General features: G+C 60.9%; 19 protein-coding genes. 6 read left to right on the top strand and 13 right to left on the bottom strand.

Annotation, left to right across the window (positions count from 1 at the left end; translation table 11 throughout):
- The first annotated feature begins 108 nt into the window (after window positions 1-108).
- On the top strand, window positions 109-528 hold the full coding sequence (locus ACJ8PI_RS23485) for a DUF805 domain-containing protein (protein WP_033639143.1): 420 nt from the start codon (window positions 109-111) through the stop codon (window positions 526-528).
- Between the two features lie 11 nt (window positions 529-539).
- On the opposite strand, the gene fpr is transcribed toward ACJ8PI_RS23485, so the two are convergent.
- Complete coding sequence (fpr, locus tag ACJ8PI_RS23480; protein WP_033636442.1) at window positions 540-1,286, bottom strand: ferredoxin--NADP(+) reductase; 747 nt, start codon at window positions 1,284-1,286, stop codon at window positions 540-542.
- A gap of 3 nt (window positions 1,287-1,289) precedes the next feature.
- Window positions 1,290-1,901 carry a helix-turn-helix transcriptional regulator gene (locus ACJ8PI_RS23475; RefSeq protein WP_039569507.1) on the bottom strand — a complete coding sequence of 204 codons (612 nt, stop codon included), beginning with the start codon at window positions 1,899-1,901 and terminating at the stop codon, window positions 1,290-1,292.
- 297 nt (window positions 1,902-2,198) lie between these two features.
- On the opposite strand from ACJ8PI_RS23475, the gene emrD reads away from it, so the two are divergent.
- The gene (emrD, locus tag ACJ8PI_RS23470; protein ID WP_033649888.1) at window positions 2,199-3,383 is read left to right on the top strand and encodes a multidrug efflux MFS transporter EmrD; all 1,185 of its coding nucleotides are present in this window, start codon (window positions 2,199-2,201) and stop codon (window positions 3,381-3,383) included.
- A 30-nt stretch (window positions 3,384-3,413) separates the two neighbouring features.
- On the opposite strand, the gene glpX is transcribed toward emrD, so the two are convergent.
- From glpX to ACJ8PI_RS23455, 3 genes are all read right to left on the bottom strand, one after another.
- Entirely contained in the window at window positions 3,414-4,424 is a 1,011-nt protein-coding gene (glpX, locus tag ACJ8PI_RS23465; RefSeq protein WP_033636438.1) for a class II fructose-bisphosphatase, read from the bottom strand.
- Between the two features lie 128 nt (window positions 4,425-4,552).
- A complete protein-coding gene (gene glpK, locus ACJ8PI_RS23460; protein WP_033649890.1) occupies window positions 4,553-6,061 on the bottom strand; it encodes a glycerol kinase GlpK in 1,509 nt (502 codons plus the stop codon).
- Window positions 6,062-6,103: 42 nt separating this feature from the next.
- Complete coding sequence (locus ACJ8PI_RS23455) at window positions 6,104-6,949, bottom strand: MIP/aquaporin family protein (RefSeq protein WP_004931095.1); 846 nt, start codon at window positions 6,947-6,949, stop codon at window positions 6,104-6,106.
- Between the two features lie 524 nt (window positions 6,950-7,473).
- On the opposite strand from ACJ8PI_RS23455, the gene zapB reads away from it, so the two are divergent.
- Window positions 7,474-7,713, top strand: a complete 240-nt coding sequence (zapB, locus tag ACJ8PI_RS23450) for a septal ring assembly protein ZapB (RefSeq protein WP_004931092.1) — start codon at window positions 7,474-7,476, stop codon at window positions 7,711-7,713.
- A 60-nt stretch (window positions 7,714-7,773) separates the two neighbouring features.
- Here the strand turns inward: zapB and rraA are convergent, their stop codons facing one another.
- From rraA to priA, 7 genes are all read right to left on the bottom strand, one after another.
- Entirely contained in the window at window positions 7,774-8,259 is a 486-nt protein-coding gene (gene rraA / locus ACJ8PI_RS23445) for a ribonuclease E activity regulator RraA (RefSeq protein ID WP_004931090.1), read from the bottom strand.
- 75 nt (window positions 8,260-8,334) lie between these two features.
- Window positions 8,335-9,252, bottom strand: a complete 918-nt coding sequence (locus ACJ8PI_RS23440; RefSeq protein WP_033636436.1) for a 1,4-dihydroxy-2-naphthoate polyprenyltransferase — start codon at window positions 9,250-9,252, stop codon at window positions 8,335-8,337.
- A gap of 96 nt (window positions 9,253-9,348) precedes the next feature.
- Complete coding sequence (gene hslU / locus ACJ8PI_RS23435; RefSeq protein WP_164134781.1) at window positions 9,349-10,683, bottom strand: HslU--HslV peptidase ATPase subunit; 1,335 nt, start codon at window positions 10,681-10,683, stop codon at window positions 9,349-9,351.
- A gap of 12 nt (window positions 10,684-10,695) precedes the next feature.
- The gene (gene hslV, locus ACJ8PI_RS23430) at window positions 10,696-11,226 is read right to left on the bottom strand and encodes an ATP-dependent protease subunit HslV (RefSeq protein WP_033649891.1); all 531 of its coding nucleotides are present in this window, start codon (window positions 11,224-11,226) and stop codon (window positions 10,696-10,698) included.
- 102 nt (window positions 11,227-11,328) lie between these two features.
- A complete protein-coding gene (ftsN, locus tag ACJ8PI_RS23425; RefSeq protein ID WP_033654538.1) occupies window positions 11,329-12,264 on the bottom strand; it encodes a cell division protein FtsN in 936 nt (311 codons plus the stop codon).
- Window positions 12,265-12,329: 65 nt separating this feature from the next.
- Window positions 12,330-13,358 (bottom strand): DNA-binding transcriptional regulator CytR, encoded by a 1,029-nt coding sequence (gene cytR, locus ACJ8PI_RS23420; protein ID WP_004931082.1) that lies wholly within the window; start codon window positions 13,356-13,358, stop codon window positions 12,330-12,332.
- 291 nt (window positions 13,359-13,649) lie between these two features.
- Window positions 13,650-15,845, bottom strand: coding sequence for a primosomal protein N' (priA, locus tag ACJ8PI_RS23415; protein ID WP_033654545.1), 2,196 nt, complete (start codon window positions 15,843-15,845; stop codon window positions 13,650-13,652).
- A gap of 199 nt (window positions 15,846-16,044) precedes the next feature.
- On the opposite strand from priA, the gene rpmE reads away from it, so the two are divergent.
- A complete protein-coding gene (rpmE, locus tag ACJ8PI_RS23410; RefSeq protein WP_004931078.1) occupies window positions 16,045-16,260 on the top strand; it encodes a 50S ribosomal protein L31 in 216 nt (71 codons plus the stop codon).
- 77 nt (window positions 16,261-16,337) lie between these two features.
- Here rpmE and metJ read toward each other — a convergent pair whose 3' ends face one another.
- On the bottom strand, window positions 16,338-16,655 hold the full coding sequence (metJ, locus tag ACJ8PI_RS23405; protein WP_006317756.1) for a met regulon transcriptional regulator MetJ: 318 nt from the start codon (window positions 16,653-16,655) through the stop codon (window positions 16,338-16,340).
- Window positions 16,656-16,959: 304 nt separating this feature from the next.
- On the opposite strand from metJ, the gene metB reads away from it, so the two are divergent.
- The gene (gene metB, locus ACJ8PI_RS23400) at window positions 16,960-18,120 is read left to right on the top strand and encodes a cystathionine gamma-synthase (RefSeq protein WP_033636432.1); all 1,161 of its coding nucleotides are present in this window, start codon (window positions 16,960-16,962) and stop codon (window positions 18,118-18,120) included.
- Between the two features lie 2 nt (window positions 18,121-18,122).
- Window positions 18,123-20,558, top strand: a complete 2,436-nt coding sequence (locus tag ACJ8PI_RS23395; protein ID WP_041037513.1) for a bifunctional aspartate kinase/homoserine dehydrogenase II — start codon at window positions 18,123-18,125, stop codon at window positions 20,556-20,558.
- Window positions 20,559-20,755 lie beyond the last annotated feature (197 nt).

Here is a 20,755-nt window from a genome sequence, read left to right as displayed (position 1 = left end):
GAGAAAGCTGTGCGGCGCACCGCGTTATGCAAGGCGGAAAACTCGGCCCGGCAGCGCCTATGTTACACTGCGGCGCAGAATATGGGCAGGCTTAGAGCGCAGGAATCGATGACGTTACAACAGTGGTGTTTTTCTTTTAAGGGCCGCATCGGGCGGCGCGACTTCTGGATTTGGATGGGGCTGTGGCTGGCGCTGATGGCGGCGGCGTTTACGCTGGCCAATTATCAGCTGATCGCCATCCAATCCATCGCCTTCTTTATCGTGGCGTTGCTGTGGCCGACGGCGGCGGTGCTGGTCAAGCGCCTGCACGATCGCAACAAGGCCGGCTGGTGGGCGCTGCTGCTGATCCTGGCGTGGATGCTGGCGGCGGGGAACTGGCAGATGCTGGCGCCGATCTGGCAATGGGGCGTCGGGCGTTTCATTCCGACGCTGATTATCGTGATGATGATGATCGATCTGGGTGCCTTCGTCGGCACGCCGGGGGATAACCGGTTCGGCCCGGAAGCCGAACCGGTGAAGTTCCGCTGATCCCCTTCGGGTTACCAGTAGTGTTCGCTGGTGATGTGGCCCGGCTTGCGGCGCAGGTGCTTGCGCATCTGGCGGTGGTCTTTCAGCGTTTGCTGGGTGTCCCGCACCATTTGTGGGTTGCCGCACAGCATCACGTGGCTGGTTTCGGCGTCGATGGTCAAGCCGATCGCCGCTTCCAACCGGCCGTCCTCGATCAGCGCCGGTACGCGGCCGGTCAATGAACCGGGCGCCTCTTCGCGGCTGACGACGGTCTGGATGCGCAGCTTGCCGTTGTAGCGCTGCTGCAGTTGCTGCATCAGCGGCAGGTAGCTCAGGTCACGCGCAAAGCGCGCGGCGTGCACCAGCACCAGGTTGTTGAAGCGCTCCAGCCCGATGCCCTGCTGCAGAATCGATAAATAGGGGCCGATGGCGGTGCCGGTCGCCAGCATCCACAGCGTGTCGCAGTCGGGCACCTCGTCCAGCACGAAGAAGCCGGCGGCTTCTTTGGTTACCATCACGTCCGAGCCCGGCTGCAGTTGATTGAGGCGCGGGCTCAGTTTGCCTTCCGGCACGGTGACCAGATAGAACTCCAGATTGGCGTCGTCGGGGGCATTGACGTAGGAGTAGGCGCGCTGCACCCGTTCGCCGTCGATCTCCAGCGCCAGCTTGGCGAATTGCCCGGCGGTGAAAGGATCGATAGGGGCATTGACCACCAGGCTGAACAGCCCGTCGGTCCATTGTTTTACCTGCGTAACCTTGCCGTTTACCCATTCAGCCATACTCTAAAGCTCCCGTGGTCGAATCAAATAAGCACAATGTCGTGAGCCGGAAATGGCGTGCGCGGTGCGCTCTACCCGGTAGTCGTTGCCGAACAGGCGGTGAAACAGCTGCAGCTCGGAATTGCACAGGCTACTGCAGCTGGAGCCGGCCACGCCGATCGGGCAGTGGTTTTCCACCAGCAGCGCGCCGTGCGGGTGGTCGAGCAATTCAGCCATGTAACCGTCATGTTGCCGCAGGCGCACCAGTCGGGCTAACCGATCATGGTGGCTACGCTCGGCGGACAGCTCTTCGGCATAACGCAGATAAAGCTGCTCTTCGCGCGCGCTGAGCAACGGTTCCACCCCGGCGCCGCCAAACAGCTGCAGCGCGGATGCCCGCAACCGCTCCTGGTCGGCGGCCGTAAAGGCATGCCCTCGCTCGGTCAGCGACCAGTAGCGCGTCGGGCGGCCGACCTTGCTGCGCGCTTCTTCGTAACAAACCAACTCACGTTTTTCCAGGGATTGCAGATGTTGTCGGATGCCCATCGGCGTGATGTCCAGACGCTCCGCCAGCATTTTGGCCGAGTGCGGGCCGAGAGCCTTTAACTGCAATAAAATCAGCTCAGGTGTTTTCATGAACCAAATCCCTATGGTGTTATTTTATTTCAAGTTGATGAAAAGGATTATCGATTAAATGCTAAAGCGCGGCTACTGCAAGGGCGCTGTTTTTAACTCCAAAGCGTTAGACGTACAGTTTAATTTACGAGCCTGGTCGGGTTTGCTGCCAGTGTGACCTGGATCAATATCTGCCTGAAACTCGCTAAAAAAATCAGATTTGATTAGTTTATGCCGCCATAGAGGGCTGCTCGCCGTTCTGGCTGCTGCAACGGCCATTCCGGGACGCTGTGACGAGTTGAAACGTTAACGAAGATAATGAGAAAACTAGAGAATTTTCACCTGCTGGTGATGCTTATCCTGTTGGTCGCCGTCGGCCAGATGGCGCAAACCATTTATGTTCCCGTTATTGCTGATATCGCCCACGATCTGTCGGTTCGCACCGGCGCCGTGCAACGGGTGATGGCGGCGTATCTGCTGACCTACGGTTTCTCCCAGCTGATTTACGGGCCGATATCGGATCGTATCGGGCGTCGTCCGGTGATCCTGACCGGCATGATGATCTTCCTGATCGGCGCGCTGGGCGCGCTGCTGTCCACTAACCTGACGATGCTGGTCGCCGCCAGCGCCATTCAGGGGATGGGCACCGGCGTGGCGGGCGTGATGGCGCGCACCATGCCGCGCGATCTGTATGCCGGCACCGCGCTGCGCTATGCCAACAGCCTGCTGAATATGGGGATTTTGGTCAGCCCGCTGCTGGCGCCGGTGATCGGCGGCGCATTGGCGATGGTGTTCGGCTGGCGTGCCAGCTACGCCTTCCTGCTGGCGCTGTGCGCCTGCGTCGCTTTCGCCATGTTCCGCTGGCTGCCGGAAACCCGCCCGGTGCAAACGGAAAAACGCCGCATGCTGGCCAGTTTCCGCCAGCTGCTGGCTGACAGCACCTTCAGTTGCTATCTGGTGATGCTGATCGGCGCGCTGGCGGGCATTGCGGTATTCGAGGCCAGCTGCGGCGTGTTGATGGGCGGCGTGTTGGGGCTGAGCGGTCTGACCGTCAGCATCCTGTTCATTCTGCCGATCCCGGCGGCGTTTTTCGGCGCCTGGTACGCCGGGCGCGACGGCAAGACCTTCCACACGCTGATGTGGCATTCGGTGATTAGCTGCCTGCTGGCGGGGGCGATGATGTGGATCCCGGGCTGGTTCGGCGTGATGAACATCTGGACGCTGATCGTGCCGGCCGCACTGTTCTTCTTCGGCGCCGGCATGCTGTTCCCGCTGGCGACCACCGGGGCGATGGAGCCGTTCCCTTACCTGGCCGGCGCGGCGGGCGCATTGGTTGGCGGCATGCAGAATATGGGATCGGGGCTTGCGACCTGGCTTTCCGCCATGCTGCCGCAAACTGGGCAGTTCAGCCTCGGATTGCTGATGTTCGCGATGGCGCTGCTGATCCTGCTGTGCTGGTGGCCGCTGTCCAACCGGATGCAACATCAGGGGCATACCGCATAACGACAGGGCGCCATTCGGCGCCCTGTTTCGTTACAGCAAAAACTCGTGCAGCGCCGGGTCTTTACGATCCAGATAGTGGGTTGAACGGATGCGGCGGATGGTGCGCGACTTGCCGCGGATCAGCAACGTTTCGGTCGTGGCCATATTGCCCTGGCGGCTGATGCCTTCCAGCAGATCGCCCTTGGTGATGCCGGTGGCGGAGAAGATCACGTTGTCGTTGCGCGCCATCTGATCCAGACGCAGCGCCTGACCGGCTTCGATACCCATCTCCCGGCAGCGCGCCAGCTCCTGTTCGCCGATGCGGCGGTTCTCGGCGCTGTCGCCTTTCACCTCATGGCGCGGCAGCAAACGCGCCTGCATGTCGCCGTCCAGCGCGCGGATCACCGCGGCTGAGATCACCCCTTCCGGCGCGCCGCCGATGCCATACATCACATCGACCTCGCTTTCCGGCATGCAGGTGAGAATGGAGGCCGCCACGTCGCCGTCAGGAATGGCGAACACCCGCACGCCGAGCTGCTGCATCTGCGCGATGACGCCGTCGTGGCGCGGTTTGGCCAAAACGATCACCGTCAGCTGCGACAGCGGTTTGCCCAGCCGGGCGGCGACGTTCTGCAGATTCTCCGCCAGCGGCAGGTTGAGATCGATGGCGCCGCGCGCCGCCGGGCCGACCACCAGCTTCTCCATGTACATGTCCGGCGCGTGCAGGAAGGTGCCGCGATCGCCCACCGCCAATACCGCCAGCGCATTGGACTGGCCCATGGCGGTCATGCGGGTGCCTTCGATCGGATCGACCGCGATGTCGACCGCGTCGCCCTGGCCGGTGCCGACCTGTTCGCCGATATACAGCATCGGCGCTTCGTCGATCTCGCCTTCGCCGATCACGATGCGCCCATCGATATCCACGTTGTTAAGCATGATGCGCATGGCGTGGACCGCCGCGCCGTCGGCGGCGTTCTTGTCGCCGCGTCCCAGCCATTTGTAGCCCGCCAGCGCGGCGGCTTCGGTAACGCGGGAAAATTCGATGGCTAATTCACGTTTCATGGCAAACCTGTCTGTGAGAAAGGGAAGAAAATATCGGCAAAGTCTATCACAGCGCGGCGGCGGCGGGGCGGGGCAAAAAAAAGCGCCGCCCGCAGGCAGCGCTTGTTGGAGAAACGGCAGCTTCGGGATTACTCGTGATCTTCCCACGCCTGAGCGCGAGCCACCGCTTTTTTCCAGCCGCCGTAGCGGTAGTTGCGTTCGGTGGTTTCGATGCTTGGGCGGAATTCGCGTTCAATCACCGCTTTGCTCTTCACTTCATCCAGATCGTTCCAGTAGCCGATGGCCAGGCCCGCCAGGAACGCGGCGCCCAGCGCCGTCGATTCACGCACTTCGGGGCGTTCTACGCGAGTGCCGAGAATATCGGACTGGAACTGCATCAGGAAGTTGTTGGCGACCGCGCCGCCGTCCACGCGCAGCGATTGCAGGCGGGTGTTGGCGTCGGCCTGCATGGCGTCCAGCACGTCACGGGTCTGGAAGGCGATGGATTCCAGCGTGGCGCGGATGATGTGGTTGCTGTTGGCGCCACGGGTCAGGCCGAAGATGGCGCCGCGGGCGTACGGATCCCAGTAAGGGGCGCCCAGGCCGGTGAAGGCCGGCACCACATAGACGCCGTTGCTGTCTTTCACCTTGGTGGCGAAGTATTCGGAGTCGGCGGCGTCGCTGATCAGTTTCAGCTCGTCGCGCAACCACTGGATAGACGCACCGCCGATGAACACCGCGCCTTCCAGCGCATAGTTCACTTCGCCGCGCGGGCCGCAGGCGATGGTGGTCAGCAGGCCGTTTTTCGAACGCACCGCTTCTTTGCCGGTGTTCATCAGCAGGAAGCAGCCGGTGCCGTAGGTGTTCTTCGCCATGCCCGGTTGAACGCACAGCTGGCCGTACAGCGCCGCCTGCTGGTCACCGGCGATACCGGCGATAGGAATACGCGTGCCGCCCTTACCGCCGATGTTGGTCTGGCCGTACACCTCGGAGGAAGGACGGACTTTCGGCAGCATGGCGCGCGGGATATCCAGCACTTCCAGCATGCGTTCATCCCAGTCCAGCTCGTGGATGTTGAACATCATGGTGCGTGAGGCGTTGGTGTAATCGGTGACGTGTACGCGCCCCTGGGTCATTTTCCACACCAGCCAGGTGTCGACGGTGCCGAACAGCAGTTCGCCGCGCTTGGCGCGCTCGCGGGCGCCTTCGACGTTGTCCAGGATCCACTTCACCTTGGTGCCAGAGAAGTACGGGTCAACCACCAGGCCGGTATTGTGACGGATGTACTCTTCCAGGCCGTCGCGTTTGAGCTTCTCGCAGATGTCGGCGGTGCGGCGGCACTGCCAGACGATGGCGTTGTAAATCGGCTTGCCGGTCTCTTTTTCCCAGACGATGGTGGTTTCGCGCTGGTTGGTGATGCCGATGCCGGCGATCTGATCGGAACTGATGTCGGCTTTCGCGAGCACTTCTACCAGCGTCGAACTTTGCGACGCCCAGATTTCCATCGGGTCGTGCTCAACCCAGCCGGCCTTGGGATAGATCTGCGGGAATTCGCGCTGCGATACCGCAACGATGTTGGCGTCGTGATCGAGCACGACGGCGCGTGAGCTGGTGGTCCCTTGGTCGAGTGCGACAATGTATTTTTTTTCTACAGTCATGGTAATTATCCTGCTGTTGTTAACCGTGTAAAACTGCACCCATCATGCTTTGCGCTGCTGGGTCTTGGCGTCGGGCTCTTCTTCCGTCACGCAGACGTCGCACGGCAGGTGGCGGCCAATCAGCGCGCGGTAACCGAAAGCGCCCAGGCCACAGCCGACGATAGGGGCGAAGATCGGCACCAGGAAGTACGGGATGTCGCGTGCGCCGGTGAAGGCGACTTTGCCCCAGCCGGCCAGGTAGGCGAACAGTTTCGGCCCGAAGTCACGCGCCGGGTTCAACGCAAAGCCGGTCAATGGTCCCATGGAGGCGCCGATCACGGCAATCAGAATACCGATCAGCAGCGGCGCCAGCGGGCCGCGCGGGATGCCGTTGCCGTCGTCGGTCAGCGCCAGGATCAGGCACATCAGAATGGCGGCGATCACCATTTCTACCAGGAAGGCCTGGCCGACGGAGATATGCGCGTTAGGGTAAGTCGAGAAGATGCCGGCCAGCTCGAGGCTTTCGTTGCTGCCGCGCACCATGTGGTGAGCCGCTTCGAAGTCGAAGAACAGGTTGTAGTACAGCCCATAGACCAGGGCGGCGGCGCAGAAGGCACCGGCGATCTGCGCAATGATGTAAGGCACCACTTTGCGCCCGTCGAAGCAGGCGAACAGCCACAGAGCGAGGGTGACCGCGGGGTTGAGATGCGCGCCGGAAATGGCGGCGGTCAGATAGATGGCCATGGCGACGCCCAGGCCCCAAATGATGCTGATTTCCCACTGGCCGAAGCTGGCGCCCGCCAGTTTCAGCGCGGCAACGCAGCCTACGCCAAAGAAGATCAGCAGCGCCGTGCCGAGGAACTCGGCGATGCACTGGCCTTTTAATGTCGGACTGGTGGTTTGGCTCATAATGTTGTTGTCCTGCAAAACGGCGGTTGTTGGTTTATAGGCTCAGTTAGGTATACATCTGACCTATGGGCACAGTTTTTTTCATCTCGTCCAATTATTGAATGAGGACGTGATGTAAATTTATCGTTAACGAACATAAACGAGAAATAGCGAAATCAAAATGTGTGTAGCTCGTCATAAAATTGAGCGATTTCGCGTCGTTTAGTGTTCTTTCTGAGCCATAAAAGTGTGATCTGACCAGTGGTTTGGCGAGGGGCGTTAACAACTCGCGGCGGCGGCGGCGGGGATTTTCAGTTTTTGCTGATGGCGGAGGCAGGAAAATTGCAACAGACTGCGCGATGATCCGGTATGTTGCTAGACAGGCGGAGACTGGCTACTTACAATCGTTTTTAACGAATCGAGACTGGCGCGCCTTCCATAACGGCGCGCGTCACTGAGCGCGATGCAATATTCGCAGTAGCTGCAGCCGACGTTGCGGCCGCTACTTATAGATGTACGCCTTGCTATCATGAGGGGACTGAAGCATGTCATTTGAAGTATTTGAGAAACTGGAAGCAAAAGTACAGCAGGCGATTGATACCATCACCTTGTTGCAGATGGAAATTGAAGAGCTGAAAGACAAAAACAACTCTCTGTCGCAGGAAGTTCAGGCTGCCTCCGGCAACCACGAAGCGCTGGTGCGCGAAAACCAACAGCTGAAAGAAGAACAGCACGTATGGCAAGATCGCCTGCGCGCTCTGCTGGGCAAGATGGAAGAGGTTTGATTCCTCACGCCAGGCAGCAACGAAAAGGGCGCCTGCGGCGCCCTTTTTCATGACCGAAAATCACTCGATGTCGAGCGGGTCTTCGGAGAGGATGATGCCGGTGTTGTCGGCATACAGGTGATCGCCGGAGAAGAAGGTGACGCCACCGAAGTTGACGCGGATATCGCTTTCCCCCACGCCTTCGCTTACCGCGCCCGCCGGGATCGCCGCCATCGCCTGAATGCCGATGTCGAGCTCTTCCAGATCGTCCACCTGACGCACCGCGCCGTACACCACGATGCCTTCCCATTCGTTCTGGGCGGCCAGGCGCGCCAGTTCGGCGTTGATCAGCGCCCGGCGTACCGAACCGCCGCCGTCGACCAACAGCACGCGGCCGCGGCCGTTTTCTTCAAGCAGATCGAACAACAGGCCGTTATCCTCAAAGCATTTCACCGTGGTGATCTGCCCGCCAAATGAAGTACGCCCGCCAAAATTGGAGAACAGAGGTTCAACAACGTTCACCTCTTCATGATAGATGTCGCAAAGTTCGGAAGTATCGTATTTCATAGGATTTTACGTCTGTTTGCCGCTGGAATGTTCAGTATATCCCTTTATTCGCCCTGTTGGCAAAATCATCAGTTTTTAACTGAGCGCCACGCCGATGGCGAACAGCAGGTTGGCCAGCAACGCCGCCTTGACCATGTGCTCCAGCATCGGCCGCATGCCGACCGGCGTCGGATCGCGCAGTACGCGCAGGCCGTGGCGCACCAGCAGCGGGATCGCCAGCACGAACAGCCAGCCCCACGGGCTGTGGAGATTGAACAGCGTAAACAGCGCGAAACACAGCACCGCGCCGCCGAGCAGCAGGGCATGGTAAATGCGCGCCTTGTGCGGGCCGAGACGCACCGCCAGCGTGTTCTTGCCGTTTTCGCGATCGCTCTCGATATCGCGCAGATTGTTGATGTTGAGCACCGCCGTCGCCAGCAGACCGCAGGCGGTGGCCGGCAGCATCACGACGCTGTCGAAGGTGTGCGTTTGCAGATAGTAGGTGCCGGCTACGCTCAGCCAGCCGAAGAATACCAGCACCGAGATGTCGCCCAGCCCCAAATACCCGTAGGGCTTGTTGCCGACGGTATAGGTGATGGCCGCCACGATAGACAGCCCGCCCAGCACCAGGAAGCCCACCACGTCGCTGGGTTGCTCGCAGGCGACGGCGATCAGCGAACAGCCGGCGAGGGCGATCAGCACCACCGTCACCACCAGCGCCCGTTTCATCTGCGCCTGGGTGATCATGCCTTTTTGCATGCCGCGCAACGGCCCGATGCGATCTTCTTTGTCGCTGCCTTTGACGGCATCGCCGTAGTCGTTCGCCAGATTGGAGAGGATCTGCAGCAGGCCGGCAGTCAACAGCGCCAGCAGCGCCACTTCGGGTTTCAGGCTGCCGTGCCAGGCGGCGATTGCCGAACCGACCACTATGGAGGCAAAGGCCAACGGCAGGGTGCGGGGGCGTAGACTTTCCAGCCAGGCGGAGATCGGGGTGGTGGGGGTCGATGAGCTCATGTTTCGCTTCTGTCAGTAAGTTGCGGTGTCCGTTAGAAATAATTGTGGGAGGCAATGCCTCCCACACAGATGACTGACAAGACAAAGATTGAGCGATTATAGGATAAAACGACTCAAATCTTCATCCGCCACCAGTTCATCCAGATGACTGCGCACGTAATCCGCATCAATTGTAATGGATTGGCCATTAATTTCACTCGCCTCGTAGGAAATATCTTCCATCAGACGCTCAAGCACGGTGTGCAGACGACGCGCGCCGATGTTCTCGGTGCTTTCGTTGACCTGCCACGCGGCTTCGGCGATGCGGCGGATGCCGTCGGCGGTGAACTCGATGTTGACGCCTTCGGTGCCCATCAGCGCTTTGTACTGCTCGGTCAGCGACGCGCTCGGCTCGGTCAGGATGCGCTCGAAGTCTCCGGTGGTCAGCGCCTGCAGCTCAACGCGGATCGGCAGACGGCCCTGCAGCTCCGGGATCAGATCCGACGGATTGGCGGTCTGGAACGCGCCGGAAGCGATGAACAGGATGTGGTCGGTCTTCACCATACCGTGCTTGGTGGACACGGTGCAGCCTTCCACCAGCGGCAGCAGATCGCGCTGCACGCCTTCGCGCGAGACGTCCGGGCCGGAGCTCTGGCCGCCGCGCTTACAGATTTTGTCGATCTCGTCGATAAACACGATGCCGTGCTGTTCAACCGCTTCGATCGCCTGCTCTTTCAGCTCTTCCGGGTTCACCAGCTTGGCGGCTTCTTCTTCCACCAGCAGCTTGAAGGCTTCTTTGATCTTCAGCTTGCGCGGTTTTTGCTTCTGGCCGCCGAGGTTCTGGAACATCGACTGCAGCTGGTTGGTCATCTCTTCCATGCCCGGAGGCGCCATGATTTCCACGCCCATCGGCGCGGCGGCCAGATCGATTTCGATCTCTTTGTCGTCCAACTGGCCTTCGCGCAGTTTCTTGCGGAATGCCTGGCGGGCGGCGGACGGCTCCTGGCCTTCTTCCGGCTGGCCCCAGTTGTTTTTGGCCGGCGGGATCAGCACGTCGAGAATGCGCTCTTCGGCCAACTCTTCGGCACGGGTGCGGTTTTTCTCGATCGACTGCATGCGCACCATTTTGATGGCGGCATCGGTCAGATCGCGGATGATGGAGTCCACTTCTTTGCCCACATAGCCCACTTCGGTGAACTTGGTGGCTTCAACCTTGATGAACGGCGCGTTGGCCAGCTTCGCCAAACGGCGGGCGATTTCGGTTTTACCGACGCCGGTCGGGCCGATCATCAGAATGTTTTTCGGGGTCACTTCGTGACGCAGCATCTCGTTGAGCTGCATCCGGCGCCAGCGGTTGCGCAGGGCAATGGCGACAGCGCGTTTGGCCTTGTTTTGGCCAATGATATAGCTGTCCAGTTCGCTGACGATCTCGCGCGGGGTCATTTCAGACATGGTATTCGATCCTTACGCTTTGGAAGGCAATTCTTCAATGGTGTGGAAATGGTTGGTGTAAATACAGATGTCGCCGGCGATGTTGAGGGATTTCTCAACGATGTCGCGGGCGCTCAGCTCGGTATTTTCCAACATGGCGCGGGCTGCGGCCTGGGCGTAAGGGCCGCCGGAGCCGATGGCGATCAGATCGTTTTCCGGCTGCACCACATCGCCGTTGCCGGTGATGATCAGCGAAGCGTTTTCATCGGCGACCGCCAGCAACGCTTCGAGCTTGCGCAGCATGCGGTCGGTGCGCCAGTCTTTCGCCAGCTCGACGGCGGCTTTCACCAGGTGGCCCTGATGCATTTCCAGTTTGCGTTCAAACAGTTCAAACAGCGTGAAGGCGTCAGCGGTGCCACCGGCGAAACCGGCGATCACTTTGTCGTTGTACAGGCGACGCACTTTCTTGACGTTACCCTTCATCACCGTATTACCCAGGGTTGCCTGGCCATCACCACCGATGACGACCTGGCCGTTGCGGCGTACGCTTACAATTGTTGTCACGAGCAGACCCTCGTTAAAGACGGAAAGAAGCCCCCGCAGCGCCTGCTTTCGCAGACGCTACGAGGCATATTGAGAGTATAGATGGGGGGGGATTGACGCTTTTCAACCCCCAACGGAGAGGGGAATGCAACTCGACATGCCGACGCCCTTCAGGCGCGAAAGGGTTTTGTCCGCGGCGGCGCGGCTGCTGTACGGGCCGAGCACCACGCGATTCCAACCGCCGCCGGCGGTGATGCGGCTCTCGATGCCTTCGAACGCCAGGCGCGCACGCACGGATTCAGCCTGATCGGTGGCGCGGAACGAACCGCATTGCACCATCCACTTCTGTTTTGATTCCGGTTTGGTTTCCTGCTTGGCCGTTTCCTGTTTCACTTCCGGTTTGGGCTCCGGTTTCGGTTGCGGCTTCGGCTCAGGCTGTTTCACCTGCACCGGTTGCTGGGTAGTCGGTTTTGGCTGCGGGTGCGGCTGCACCGGCGCGGTGGTGGCCCCGTTGTTGAACGGGTTGCGCGGCGGCTGGCTGACCTGCTGCTGTTGCTGCACCGGCTGCTGCTGCATTTGCTGTTGTTGCATCTGCTGCTGCTGGCGAGTGCTGCGCGCGTTGGCCTGGCCCGGATCGTTATACGGCACTTCGTTCAGCTGCGTCGGGCGCTGCTGCATGTCGGCCTGCATCTGTTCCAGCAGTTGGCGCTGTTCGGCGGTCAGCTGAGTTTTGGAATTGAGCTCGCCGCCGGCCGTCGGTTCGGTCGGGGTTTGCACGCCGATCTGCCGGTTTTCCAGCTCTTTGATGTAGCGCCAGCGCTCTTCCGGCTTCGGCGGCAGGCCGTTGCCGGGGCGCGTGGTGTGCGCAGGCAACAACGGCGCGTCTTCCGGCTTGTTGTGCGTAATGAAATAGAGGCCACCGACAAAGACAACCAGCAACGCGGCGGCTAACGCCAGCACGGTTTTGGAAACCTTCGGAGAACTGCGTTTTTTACGGCTGGGGGTTTTACGCTTAGCTCCTGCTGCGCGCCCACGGCTTACATAGTCTTTTTGTGCCACTATTATTCCGCTGTGTCCTGATGAAAGGATAAGTCCGTCATGTTACTGAACCCTAAAATATTTGACTAGCGTTTCGGGGCAGCGGTGCTGCCTCTGATAATCAATTCACTGTCCAACAGCCGGGAGCCGCTGGCCACTGTCTGGCCGTTCAACTGCTCCAACAGCAACAACATCGCCTGCTGGCCGATCTGGAAGCGCGGCTGCGCCACCGTGGTCAGCGGCGGATCGCAATACTGCGCCAGCTTGAGGTCGTCAAAGCCGACGATCGACAGATCCTGCGGCACCCGCAGCCCCATTTTCTTCGCCTGGGACAGCACGCCGATCGCCATGACGTCGCTGTGGCAGAATACCGCCGTTGGCGGTTTCGGCTGTGCCATCAGCGCCGTCAGCGCTTGCGCGCCGGCTTCGTAGGTAAAATCACCCCGGGTAATATAGCTGCTTTCGACGGTAATGCCATTACGACGTAGCGCTTGAACGTAACCCTGCAGCCGATAATGGCTCAGCGGCATCTGTTCCGGCCCGGCGACGCAGGCGATCTGCCGGTGGCCCAATTGATGCAAATAATGCACGGCTTCAAAGGCGGCGGTCAGGTTGTCGATGTGCACCGTCGGCAGTTCCAGCTCGGGAGCGAACTCGTTGGCCATCACCATCGGCGGCAGGTTGCGCTGCTCTTCCTTGCTGGCGTCGAACGGCAGGTTGGAGCCCAGCAGCAGCATGCCGTCGATCTGTTTGGTGATGATCAGATTGACGAAGGTGCGCTCCTGCTGGTTTTGCTGCGCGCAGTCGCCGATCAGCACCAGATAGCCTTGTTGGGCGGCGGTCTGTTCGATCCCCTGGATCACATCGGCGAAAAACGGATCGCAGATGTCGGGCACGATCACCAGGATGGTGCGGGATTCGTTGCGCTTGATATTGCGTGACAGAGCATGAGGAGAATAACCCACGGCCAGGACGGCCTGTTCCACTTTCTGGCGCGTCGGCGTTGACACCTTTTCCGGGTTCATCAGCGCACGCGATACGGTAGCCGTTGAAACGCCCGCCATTTCGGCGACGTCTTTCATGGTCGCCATGGATAACTCTTTCTTGTGTTCCAACGCCTTTCTCCTTGCGTCAGCCCCATGCCGACGCCACTACTGCTGTTTGCTCACAATGTCCGGCATGCGGTGGCGAAATTGTTGTCATTGAGCGCCACTCGCGTTCGGGCACTCCGTCGCGCTGCGATGTGGCGACAAAATTTGCCCTCGCAGACATTCTAAACAGAATACGCCCCGCCTTTGTTACCTAATTTGCATAAAAAATGTGACCTGAGAAGGTTTTTTAGCGTTCGCTCGCAATTTCAAGGGTAAACGTTTGCACTGCGGCAGCTAAATCGGACTTTTCCGGGATCAGCTGTCGATCGGATCGACATCCAGCGTCCATTTCACCTTGCGCGTTTGCGGCAGGGTGCCGATCAGCGGCAGCGAGCTTTTCATCAGCTGTTGCAGGACGCGCCGCGTCGGGTGCTGCAGCAGCAGCTGCCAGCGGAAACGGCCGCCGCGTTTGGACTGCAGCGCCGGCACCGGGCCCATCACCCACAGCGAATCGTCCTTCAGCGGGCTGGCTTCCAGCAGGTTGCGCAGCTGCTGCAGGAACAGCGGGGCCTGCTGGTTGTCGTGATCTTCGGCGCGCACGATGATGTGGCTGGTGTAAGGCGGCAGAAACACGCTGTTGCGCTCCGCCAGCGTCTGTTTGGCGAAGGCGTCGTAACCCTGTTGCAGCAGTACCTGCAGCAGCGGGTGCTCCGGATGGTGGGTTTGCAGCAGCACTTCACCCTGTTTGCCCGCGCGGCCGGCCCGCCCGGAGACCTGGGTATACAGCTGAGCGAAACGCTCGGCGGAGCGGAAGTCGGCGGAGAACAGCGCGCCGTCCACGTCCAGCAACGCCACCAGCGTGACGTCGGGAAAATGGTGGCCCTTGGCCAGCATCTGCGTGCCGATCAGAATGCGCGCTTCGCCGCGATGAATATCCGCCAGGTGCTGCTCCAGCGCCCCTTTGCGGCTGGTGGTGTCGCGATCGATGCGGGTGATCGGCGTGTCGGGGAACAGCGGCGCCAGCTCCTGCTCCAGCTGTTCGGTGCCGACGCCGACCGACACCAGGTGGGTGGAGCCGCACTGTGGGCACTGGTGCGGCACCGGCCGCTGGCTGTCGCAGTGGTGGCAGCGCAGCTGGCGCTGGTGCTGGTGGAAGGTGTAGTAGTGATCGCAGCGCTGGCATTCGGCGATCCAGCCGCACTCGTGGCACAGCAGCGCCGGAGCGTAACCGCGGCGGTTGAGGAACAGCATCACCTGATTGCCGGCTTTTAAATGATGTTGCATGCTCTTCAGCAGCGGTTGCGACAGGCCGACCTTCAGCGGCAGCCCCTTTAGATCGATCAGGTGCTGCGCCGCCGGTTTGGCGTTGCCTGCGCGCTGGGTGAGCTTCAGCTGGCGATATTTACCCAGCTGCACGTTGTGCAGCGTTTCCAATGCCGGGGTAGCGGAGCCCATCACCATCGGGATGTCCTCTTCCCGGGCGCGGAACACCGCCAGATCGCGGGCGTGGTAGCGCCAGCCTTCCTGCTGTTTATAAGAGCTGTCATGCTCTTCGTCGATGATGATTACGCCCAGCTGACGGAACGGCGTGAACAGCGCCGAACGGGTGCCGATGACGATGGCGGCTTCGCCGCTGCGCGCGCGCAGCCAAACCGCCAGCCGTTCGCTGTCGTTCAGCCCGGAGTGCAGCACGTCTACCGGCGCGTTGAAGCGCTCGCGAAAGCGGGCGATGGTTTGCGGCGTCAGGCCGATTTCCGGCACCAGCACCAGCGCCTGTCGGCCTTTGGCCAGCACGTTTTCCAGCACGCTGAGGTAGACTTCGGTCTTGCCGGAGCCGGTTACCCCCGCCAACAGCCAGGCGGCGAACTGCTCATCCTCGCTTCTGATCGCCCCGACGGCGGTAGCCTGCTCGGTGTTCAGCCGCAGCCGCTCGCCGAGCACTGCGAAGTTGGGGCGCCAGTCGTGCGTATCCGCGACCTGAGCGCGCAGATCGATCAGCCCTTTGGCGCGCAGCGCCTGCAGGGCGCTTTCCGTCAGCTCAAGCTGGCTGACCTGGTGGCGATAGACCGGGCGTTGCAGCAGCGCCGCGAGCGCCTGCTGCTGTTTCGGCGCGCGTTTCAGGCTTTCGGGCGGGGTGGCGCGCCCCTCTTCGGTGGCGAACCATTGCCACAGCGGCGCGGCCTCGGCCGGTTTGCCTTGCCGCAGCAGGATCGGCAGCGCATGGAACAGCACTTCGCCGATGGGGTAGTGATAGTAATCGCTGGCCCAGCGCAGGATGCGCCACAGGCTGGGGGAGAACAGCGATTCGGCGTCGATCACGCTGTCGATCGGTTTGAGCTTGTCCAGCGGCAGTTCACTGGTGTCGCTGCAGCCGGTGACGATGCCGATCGCATGCTGCCTGCCCCAGGGCACGCCCACGCGCGCGCCGGCCACCGGCTGCATGCCGGGCGGCAGCAGATAGTCGAAGGTGCGGGCGAGGGGGACCGGCAAGGCAACGTGTACGACGGGCATGATCTCATCCAAATTGAAAAAAGTGGGCATCAGTTTACACGGCGCATCGGCAAATGTACGGTTCCGATTGCGCGCCCCGGCTAATGCTGTATAATTTGCCGCCTTTGGTATAATTCGATACCAAAATTCTATTATCAACCACGTGTGGTGTCTGGCGAAACAGGGCTGGATAGCGACACGGCCTTAACTGAGGTTTCCCATGAAACAAGGTATCCACCCAAAATACGAAGAAGTTACTGCTAACTGCTCTTGCGGTAACGTGATGAAGATCCGCTCCACCGTGGGCCACGATCTGAACCTGGACGTTTGTGGCGCATGCCACCCGTTCTACACTGGCAAGCAGCGTGACGTTGCTACCGGTGGCCGCGTTGACCGCTTCAACAAGCGTTTCAGCGTACCAGGCGCTAAGAAATAAGATTTCTTATCGTCCGATGAAAAAGGCGCCTTTGGCGCCTTTTTTCGTTTCTGCCGCCGGCGTTCGCCGGGCGGTTCTCAATATTCCCAGGTATCGGGGTCGACACCCAGTTCGCGCATCAACACTTTCGCGGCTTCCGGAATTTCATCGCTGCGCTCTTTGCGCAGGTCTTCATCGTTCGGCAGCGGCTGGCCGGTAAAGGCATGCAGAAACGCTTCGCACAGCAGTTCGCTGTTGGTGGCGTGGCGCAGGTTGTTCACCTGGCGACGGGTCCGTTCGTCGGTGAGGATTTTCAGGACCTTCAGCGGAATGGATACCGTGATCTTTTTGACTTGCTCGCTTTTTTTACCGTGTTCAGCGTAAGGGCTGACATACTCGCCGTTCCACTCAGCCATGGGACACCTTAACTTTGTCAGAAAAATTACAAAATTCTAAAAACCGGCCAATTATGCCCGATCTTCACTGTTCTCACTAAATAAATGTCAATTTTACGCGACCAGGGTCACTGAATGCCCCGCCTCGGCCGGGCATTGCGGCTTAACATCTTATCGTCATGTCATATCGGCATAATTTTAGCGGGTATTGTGCCATTGCTCAATCTATACGCAGAGAAGTTTAGATGTCCAGATGTATTGACGTCTATCAATCCTGCGATTACTCTTTAGGCCTCATTCACCGAACCGAGAGCCGAGCGAGCCCATGACGCGTAAACCAGCCACGATTGCCGTACGCAGCGGCCTGAACGACGACGAACAGTACGGCTGCGTTGTCCCGCCGATTCATCTGTCCAGCACCTATAACTTTACCGACTTCAACCAACCCCGAGCCCATGATTACTCGCGCCGCGGCAACCCGACGCGCGACGTGGTGCAACGCGCGTTGGCGGAGCTGGAAGGCGGCGCCGGCGCGGTGATGACCAGCAGCGGGATGTCGGCGATCCATCTGGTGACCACCGTGCTGCTGAAGCCCGGCGATCTGCTGGTGGCGCCGCACGACTGCTACGGCGGCAGCTATCGGTTGTTCGACAGCCTGAGCAAACGCGGTGCCTATCGCGTGCTGTTCGTCGATCAGGGTAATGAAGCCGCCCTGCAACAGGCGCTGGCGCAAAAGCCGAAGCTGGTGCTGATTGAAAGCCCCAGCAACCCGCTGCTGCGGGTGGTGGACATCGCGGCGATCTGCGCCGCCGCGCACGCGGCGGGCGCGTTGACGGTGGTGGACAACACCTTCCTCAGCCCGGCCCTGCAACAGCCGATCGAACTCGGTGCCGATCTGGTGGTCCATTCGTGCACCAAATACCTGAACGGGCATTCGGACGTGGTGGCCGGGGCGGTGATCGCCAAAGATCCCGAGCTGGCGGTCGAGCTGGCCTGGTGGGCGAACAACATCGGCGTGACCGGCGGCGCGTTCGACAGCTATCTTTTGCTGCGCGGCATGCGCACGCTGTCGCCGCGCATCAAGGCGGCGCAGCAAAACGCTGAAGCGATTGTTGACTATTTACAGCAGCAACCGTTGGTGAAAAAGCTGTATCATCCCTCCCTGCCGGAGAATCCGGGGCATGAGATCGCCCGCCGGCAGCAGCGCGGTTTCGGCGCGATGCTGAGTTTTGAACTGGACGGCGATGAAGCGGTGCTGCGCCGTTTTCTCTCTGCCCTTGAGCTGTTTACTCTGGCAGAATCGTTGGGCGGCGTAGAAAGCCTGATCTCGCATGCAGCGACCATGACCCACGCCGGCATGGCGGCGGAGGCGCGGGCAGCGGCCGGCATCTCCGAGAGCCTGCTGCGCATTTCCGTGGGTATTGAAGACAGTGAAGATTTGATTGCCGATCTGGAACGCGCTTTCCAGGCGGCGGCAACGAGGTAAGCATGAATGCAATTGCTGTAGCAGGGCCGGTGAGTGGGCGTCAACTGCACAAGTTTGGCGGCAGCAGTCTGGCGGATGTGAAGTGTTATCTGCGTGTGGCCGGGATTATGGCGGAATACAGCCAGCCGGGCGACATGATGGTGGTATCGGCCGCCGGCAGTACCACCAACCAGTTGATCAACTGGCTGAAGCTCAGCCAGAGCGATCGCCTGTCTGCGCACCAGGTGCAGCAGACGTTGCGTCGTTATCACAGCGATCTTATCAGCGGCCTGCTGCCGCCGGAAAGCGCCGAGCCGCTGATCGCCGAGTTCATTCAGGATCTGGAACGTCTGGCGGTGCTGCTGGACGGCAAAGTCGACGAGGTGTGCTATGCCGAAGTGGTCGGGCACGGCGAGATCTGGTCGGCGCGCCTGATGGCGGCGGTGCTCAACCACCTGGATATGCAGGCGGCCTGGCTGGATGCGCGTGATTTCCTGCGCGCCGAGCGCGCCGCGCAGCCGCAGGTGGATGAAGGCCGTTCTTATCCGCTGCTGCAGCAATTGTTGGCTCAACATCCGGGCAAGCGCCTGGTGGTGACCGGCTTCATTTCGCGCAACGACGCCGGGGAAACCGTGCTGTTGGGGCGTAACGGCAGCGACTACTCCGCCACTCAGGTCGGCGCGTTGGCCGGCGCGGCGCGCGTCACCATCTGGAGCGATGTGGCCGGGGTGTACAGCGCCGACCCGCGCAAGGTGAAAGACGCCTGCCTGCTGCCGCTGCTGCGCCTGGACGAAGCCAGCGAGCTGGCGCGCCTGGCGGCACCGGTGTTGCATACCCGCACCCTGCAGCCGGTCTCCGGCAGCGATATCGATCTTCAGCTGCGCTGCAGCTACCAGCCGGAGCAGGGCTCGACGCGCATCGAGCGCGTATTGGCGTCCGGCACCGGCGCCAAGATTGTCACCAGCCACGATGACGTGTGCCTGATTGAGCTGCACGTCGCCGCTCAGCATGACTTCAAACTGGCGCAGAAAGAGTTGGATCTGGTGCTCAAGCGCGCGCAGATCAAACCGCTGGCGGTGGGCATCCATCCTGATCGCAATCGGGTACAGCTGTGCTACACCTCCGAGGTGGTCAACAGCGCGCTGGCGACCCTGCAGGCCTCGGCGCTGCCGGGTGAACTGCACCTGCGCGAAGGGTTGGCGCTGGTGGCGATGGTCGGCGCCGGGGTGTGCAAGAACCCGCTGCACAGCCACCGTTTCTATCAGCAGCTGAAAGATCAGCCGGTCGAATTTATCTGGCAGGCGGAAGATGGCATCAGCCTGGTGGCGGTATTGCGCCAGGGGCCGACCGCGCTGCTGATCCAGGGGCTGCACCAAAGCTTGTTCCGCGCCGAGAAGCGCATCGGTCTGGTGCTGTTCGGCAAGGGCAACATTGGGTCGCGCTGGCTGGAGCTGTTTGCCCGCGAGCAGACCAATATTTCCGCGCGCAGCGGCTTCGAATTTATCCTGGCGGGGGTGGTGGACAGCCGCCGCAGCCTGCTGAACTACGAAGGGCTGGACGCCAGCCGCGCATTGGCGTTCTTTGAGGACGAGGCGCAGGCGCTCGACGAAGAGTCGCTGTTCCTGTGGATGCGCGCGCACCCGTTCGACGATCTGGTGGTGCTCGACGTGACCGCCAGCGAAGAGCTGGCCGGGCAGTATCTGGATTTCGCCAGCTACGGTTTCCACGTGATCAGCGCCAACAAGCTGGCGGGAGCCTCGTGCAGCGATACCTATCGCCAAATCCGCGACGCCTTCGCCAAAACCGGCCGCCACTGGCTGTACAACGCCACCGTCGGCGCCGGTCTGCCGGTCAACCACACGGTGCGCGATCTGCGCGACAGCGGCGACAGCATTTTGGCGATCAGCGGCATTTTCTCCGGCACGCTTTCCTGGCTGTTCCTGCAGTATGACGGCACGGTGCCGTTCACCGAGCTGGTGGATCAGGCCTGGCAGCAGGGGCTGACCGAACCGGATCCGCGGGTCGATCTCTCCGGCCAGGACGTGATGCGCAAGTTGGTGATCCTGGCGCGCGAAGCGGGCTACGACATCGAACCTAACCAGGTGCGGGTCGAGTCGCTGGTGCCGGCGGGCTGCGAGCAGGGCTCCGTCGATCAGTTCTTCGAGAACGGCGAGGCGCTGAACCAGCAGATGCAGCAGCGTTTTGAGGCCGCCAGCGAAATGGGCCTGGTGCTGCGTCACGTGGCGCGTTTCGACGCCAACGGCAAGGCGCGGGTCGGCGTGGAGGCGGTGCGTCCTGAGCATCCGCTGGCCTCGTTGCTGCCGTGCGACAACGTGTTCGCCATCGAAAGCCGCTGGTATCGCGATAATCCGCTGGTGATCCGCGGGCCGGGCGCCGGCCGCGACGTGACCGCCGGAGCGATCCAGTCAGACCTTAACCGGTTGGCGCAGCTGCTTTAATCCTCTGCGGGCGCGGGTTCACCGCGCCCCTTTGCTTTTCCTGCCATACTTATCCCTGCCGCCGTCATGAAATTCCCTCGTTGAGCGGGTGAAGATTAATCATCTTATTCCCCTCATTTTCCTGTTGACTCTTTAGCCAACATGCGGCATTTTCTATCTAGACGTCTAAACGTATAGACGCTCATCAAGATGAAAAA

The organism is Serratia sp. CY82433, assembly GCF_052166535.1.
In the GTDB taxonomy this organism is placed as follows: Bacteria; Pseudomonadota; Gammaproteobacteria; order Enterobacterales; family Enterobacteriaceae; genus Serratia; species Serratia sarumanii.
The sequence above is the reverse complement of the archived record's forward strand: the minus strand, read 5'-3'. Positions and strand labels throughout refer to the sequence as shown.